Origin of the sequence: Actinoplanes sp. NPDC048791 (assembly GCF_040650095.1) — a bacterium.
Classification (GTDB): Bacteria; Actinomycetota; Actinomycetes; order Mycobacteriales; family Micromonosporaceae; genus Actinoplanes.
Genome location: NZ_JBEZGQ010000850.1, coordinates 1 through 3,625 on the forward strand (window position 1 = coordinate 1; position 3,625 = coordinate 3,625).

Sequence of the window (3,625 nt, forward strand, 5' to 3'; positions counted from 1 at the left end):
GGCCGAAGCACTCGGGGCAGCCGACCCGGACGGTACGGGCACTCCCGAGGCGCTGGGTCCGGCCGTCGGGGCGCCGGGGATCGCCGGCACGCCGGGTTCCGCCGGCGGCCGGGCGCCGGGCAGCGGGGGCAGGGGCCCGCCGGGCCGGGTGACCACGGGTCCGGTGCCGGGCAGTCCGAGCTGATCGACGCCGCCGGTCCAGGCCCACGACAGGGTGGCCACCACGGAGAGGGCAAAGATCGCCGTCATGGCGATGAGGTGCAGAAGCCTGGTCCGGCGCGGTCGACGTCTCACGATCGCCCACTATGCGACCTAAAGTCCGTTTTGTCGACTACCACGGCCGGTTCGCCGCGTGGCGACGGTCTAGATCAGACAGAGTGCCGACCCCGCTCGACCGCAAGGAGTGCGGCTGCGAAACTGTCCCTCAAGCCGCTGCAAGGGGAGTCTTAGGTGAACGACGGTTCTGTGCTGCCCGAGGACGTGCTGCGTGACGCGCCGTCGTACACGCCGCGCGCACACGAACTCGCCGACCTGGAGTTGCTGCTCTCCGGGGCGTACGCGCCGCTGACCGGCTTCCTCGGGCGGGCCGACCTGACGGCCCTGCGCCGCCGCGGCCGGCTCGCCGACGGGACCCCGTGGCCGGTCGGGGTCACCTGCGAGATCCCCGCCGAGATGGGCGCGGCCCTGGACCTCGACGATCCACTGCGCCGCACCGTGGTGCTGACCGACCCCGAGGGCGCGCCGGTCGCCGCGGTGGAGGTCAGCGACGCCTGGCCGACCTCCGAGCAGATGTACGCCATCGGCGGCACAGTGCGCCGGATGGGCGACGGCGGGCACGGGCCGTTCCAGCGGCTGCGGCGTACCCCGGAGGAAGTGAAGGCCCTGCTCCCGCCGGGCCGGGTCCTCGGGGTCATCGCCGACCGGCCGCTGCACCGCCCGCAGCTGGCCCAGATCGCGCACGCCGCCCGCACCCTGGCGGCGCACCTACTGATCATCATCCCGGTCACCGGCCCCGGCCCGGACGGGCTGCCGCCGGAGGCCTTGGTCCGCGCGATCTTCGCGGCCCGCGACCGGATGCCACCGGCCACGATCGTCGCGGTGCCGCTGATGCCGCGCAACGACGAGATGCGCGACGCGCTGCTGCGGGCCCGGGTGGCGACGGCGTACGGCGTCACCCACGTCCTGTCCACCGGCGACATGCTCTCCGGCGGCGGCCTGCGGGTGCTGGTCCCCCGCGAGCTCGCCTACGACAACCGCGACGGTCAGTGGCGCTGGCGCGACGACATCCCGCCCCGCAACCGCCGGCTGGCGATGACCCCGGCCGAGGTGGAGGACCTGCTCGACCGCGGCTTCCCGCTGCCCGAGTGGCACACCCCGCCGGCCGTGGCCAAGGAGCTGTCCCGGGTCCGTCCGCCGCGCCGGCACCGCGGCCTGGTCGTCTTCTTCACCGGCTTCTCCGGCTCCGGCAAGTCCACGATCGCCCGCGGCCTGGCCGACTCGCTGCGGGAGAGCGGCGAGCGCACGATCACTTTCCTCGACGGCGACGTGGTGCGCCGCGAGCTCTCGGCCGGGCTCGGTTTCAGCCGGGCCGACCGCGACCGCAACGTGCGGCGGATCGGCTGGGTGGCGGCCGAGGTGGCCCGGCACCGCGGCATGTCGATCGCCTGCCCGATCGCCCCGTACGCCGACGCCCGGGCGGCCGTGCGCGCGATGGCCACCGAGGCCGGGGCCGGGTTCGTGCTGGTGCACGTGGCGACCCCGCTGGAGGTCTGCGAGCGCCGCGACCGCAAGGGCCTGTACGCCCGCGCCCGGGCCGGCCAGCTGCGCGGGATGACCGGCATCGACGACCCGTACGAGGTGCCGGCGGACGCCGAGCTGACCCTGGACACCACGGACATGACCGTGGTCGAGGCCATCGACGTGGTGCTGGCGTACCTGGTGGAGAGCGGCTGGGTGGAACCGAACATGAAGTAACCGGTGGCGGCGGAGTAGTTACGCATCGGCGCACGGGCCGTTTACCCCCTACGGGGGCGAAACGCCCGATTGCCGTCAACTCACTCCACACCCCGAAAGGGCCGCCGAACCGATGGAAGATCCGCGCCCGGTGTCCGCCGACCTCTCGCATTACCTGGGCGTCTTCCGCCGGCACTGGTGGGTCGTGCTCGCCGCCACGGGGGCCGGGCTCGGGCTCGGCGCCCTGGTCACCCAGGTCGTGCCCAAGGTCTACGAATCATCGACCTCGGTGCTGGTGCAGGCCGTGTCCGGGGACACCAACGCCTCCGGCGGCCGGACCAAGGGCCCGATCAACCTGGACACCGAGGCCCAGCTGGTCGGCTCGGGCGCGGTCGCGGTCAAGGCCGCGGCCCTGCTGCGCTCGCCGATCTCGCCGATCGAGCTGGCCCACGACGTCTCCGTCGAGGTGCCGGCCAACACCACCGTGCTGGTGATCCGCTTCCAGGCGGACACCCCGCAGGGCGCGCAGGCCGGGTCGCACGCGTTCGCCGAGGCGTACCTGCGCAACCGCGAGGAGACCGCCCGGGCCGGGCTGGACCAGCAGATCAAGACGCTCAACCTCAAGGCCAAGCAGCTCACCACCAACCTGAGCAGCATCAACAACCGGCTGGCCAAGGCCGCGGACGGCAGCTTCGAGCGCAGCAACCTGGAGAGCCTGCGGAACAACTCGCAGAACCAGCTCAACAACATCACCGGCCGGCTCAACGAGCTGACCACCGCCACCGTGGGCGCCGGCAGCATCATCAGCGACGCCCGGGCGCCGGAGACCCCGATCAGCCCGAACGCGATGCTCAACATCGCCACCGGCGGGATGGTCGGGCTGCTGGCCGGGCTGGCGCTGGCCTTCATCCGGGAACGCTTCGACCGGCGCCTGCGCAGCGCGGCCGACGTGCGCGACCGGGGGCGGATCCCGGTGCTGGCGGCACTGGACGAGCGGACCACCCCGCACTTCGACGACGTGCTGCAGCCGTACGGGCCGGGCGGGCGGGTCTTCAACCGGCTGCGCAACGAGATCCTGGCCAGCCTGAACAGCGGGGACCAGATCATCGTGGTGACCGGGGCCAGCCGGGGCTCGGCGACCACGCTGGTGGCGGCGAACCTGGCTGCGGCGTTGGCACGTACCGGAAGTGATGTCGTGCTGATCGGCGCGCACCTGCCGGACAGCGTCGTGGACGCGGCCCCGCTGGCCCGGATGCTCGGCGTCGCGCCGATGCCGGGCCTGTCCGACCTGCTGGCCGGCCGGATCGGTCTGCACAAGGCGATGCAGCGCACCCCGCGCATCCCGTCGCTGCGGGTCATCACGACCGGCGGCGCGGCGACCGCGGCCGGGCTCATGCAGTCCCAGCGGTTGCGCGACACGCTGGAGGCGCTGCGCCGGCAGACCGGTTACGTGGTCATCGAGGCGCCGTCGACCAGCAGCAGCGCCGACGCGCAGAGCCTGGCCAGCCTGGCCGACGCCGCCATCCTCGCGGTCGAGCTGCGCCGGGCCAAGCGCCCGGCCCTGCTGGACGCGGCCGAGCAGCTCAGCCGGGTCGGCACGCCGCTGCTGGGTGCCGTGGTGCTGCCCCGGCTGAACGCGATGCGGGCCGACGAGCAGAACCTGCCGGTGGTC

At 73.5% G+C, this 3,625-nt stretch carries 2 protein-coding genes and 1 pseudogene; 2 read left to right on the forward strand and 1 reads right to left on the reverse strand.

Going from position 1 to position 3,625, the window contains the following annotated elements:
• Positions 1-294: pseudogene (locus tag AB0C29_RS38330) on the reverse strand (endoglucanase); the annotation flags it as partial.
• A gap of 156 nt (positions 295-450) precedes the next feature.
• Here AB0C29_RS38330 and cysC point away from each other — a divergent pair.
• Entirely contained in the window at positions 451-1,974 is a 1,524-nt protein-coding gene (cysC, locus tag AB0C29_RS38335) for an adenylyl-sulfate kinase (RefSeq protein WP_360555968.1), read from the forward strand.
• 130 nt (positions 1,975-2,104) lie between these two features.
• The coding region (locus AB0C29_RS38340) for a Wzz/FepE/Etk N-terminal domain-containing protein (RefSeq protein ID WP_360831234.1) at positions 2,105-3,625 on the forward strand (1,521 nt) is incomplete at its 3' end.